General features: G+C 69.8%; 1 protein-coding gene and 1 pseudogene. Both read left to right on the forward strand.

The window, feature by feature from the left end; translation table 11 throughout:
• Positions 1-1,547: LCP family protein (locus tag GT354_RS38640; protein WP_237535875.1), on the forward strand; the 1,547-nt coding region annotated here is incomplete at its 5' end.
• Positions 1,548-1,629: 82 nt separating this feature from the next.
• Positions 1,630-1,926: pseudogene (locus GT354_RS38645) on the forward strand (GNAT family N-acetyltransferase); the annotation flags it as partial.

Below are 1,926 nucleotides of genomic sequence, written 5' to 3' on the forward strand. Positions count from 1 at the left end.
GGTCCGGCCGCTCGGCCGCGCCGGCGGGCCGCTCGGCCGAGCGAAAGGCCGCCTCCCCGAAGAGCGCGGTGACCAAGCGCCTGAAGTGGGTCGCGATCTCGGTGGTCGGCGTGCTGTTATTGCTCGCCGGAAGCGCGTACGGCTACGTGAAGTACCTCGACAGCAAGATCACCACCACCCGCAAGAACGCGGGCAGCGAGGGCGTTCCCCAGGGCGAGGAGGACGCGTTCGGCCGCAAGGCCCTGAACATCGTGCTGATCGGCAACGACAGCCGTAAGGGTCTGGGCAACAAGTACGGCGCGGCCGAGCACGAACAGGGCCTCGCCGACGTCACGATCCTGATGCACGTCTCGGCCGACCGCACCAACGCGACGCTGGTCAGCATTCCCCGCGACACCATGGTGCCGATACCCAAGTGCGTCGTGGACGGCAGGACGTATCCGGCGTCCACCGGTGTGAAGTCCTTCAACACCAGTCTGGCCAACGGCGGTCCGCCGTGCACGGTGTCCACCGTCGACAAGATGCTCGGCGTCCAGGTCGACCACTACATCATGATCGACTTCACCGGTGTGAAGAAGATGACCGACGCCGTCGACGGCGTCGACATGTGCATCGCCGAGCCGATCAACGACCCGGTCCTGCCGAACCAGGGCGGCGGCACCGACCTCAGGCTCGACGCGGGCGACCAAAAGCTCAGCGGTGAGACCGCGCTCAAATTCCTGCGCGCTCGGCACGCGTTCGGCGACGGCAGCGACCTCGCCCGGATCAAGGCGCAAAAGGCGTTCCTGATGGCCCTCACCCGCAAACTCAAGAACAGCGCGTCGCTGACCAATGTGGACGGCATGTTCAAGCTGGCCGGGATCGCCGTCGAGTCGCTGACGGTCGACGAGGGCCTGGGCGCCGTGGACAAGCTGATCTCGCTCGGCAACCAACTGAAGAAGGTCCCGGAGAAGCGGATGGCCTTCACCACGCTGCCGGTGGAGGACTACGCGCCGAACAAGGCCAAGGTCCAGCCCAAGCAACCGGAGGCGAACAACCTGCTCGCGATGTTGCGCAACGACACCGCCGTGACCAAGGACGACAAGCCGGCGACCGAGGCGCCCGCGCCGGCGGCCCCACCGCCGGCGGCCGTCCCCGAACCGCCGAAGGTCGACCCCTCGACGCTCAAGGTCGACGTGCGCAACGGCAGCGGCGTGCACAGGAAGGCGACCGAGGTCGCGGCCGACCTGGTCGCCCGCAGGTTCGTCGCGGTCAACGCCGGTAACGCCAAGGACGGCAGGACGCACGAACTCAGCACCCTCACCTATCCCAAGGGGCGCCTCGACGCGGCCGAGAGCCTGGCCGCGTCGATCGGGCTCCCCGCCTCCGCGCTGGTCGAGAGCAAAGTCGCCGCCGTCACCAGGTTCGAGGTGCTGATCGGCAAGGACTATCCGGCGGCGCCGCCGGCGAACGCCCCCGACACCGCGGCCACGCCGGTGGAGCCGCCGAAGAACATCGAGTTGCAGACGGCGGACAAGAACGCGTGCTCGCCGAAGAAGGACCGCTGACGCCGAGGTTCCCGGCGACGGTGGGGCGTCGACGCCCGCGGTCGCCTTGACGTCGACGCCCCGCCGCGGCCACCCTCCCAGAGTGGACGATGCACGGGTGCGGCTGCTCCGCCTGGACGAGGACCTGACCACGGCGCTCCTGGACGCGGCGGTGGCCGACGCGGATCCGCTGGAGGTGATGCCGCCGGTGGACGGCCCGCCGGGCTGGACCGCCGATCGCCGGGCGGCCTTTTTGGCCTTCCACCACGAATGGGCCGCCACCCCGACCACCTACGCGATCCTGGTCGACGGCCGCGTCGTCGGCGCGGCCCGCCTCCAGCCGGCCCCCGCGGGCGGCCTGGAGACCGGCCTGTGGATCGGCCGCTCCTACCGGGGCCAG

Origin of the sequence: Streptomyces sp. SID3343 (assembly GCF_009865215.1) — a bacterium.
Classification (GTDB): domain Bacteria; phylum Actinomycetota; class Actinomycetes; order Streptomycetales; family Streptomycetaceae; genus Embleya.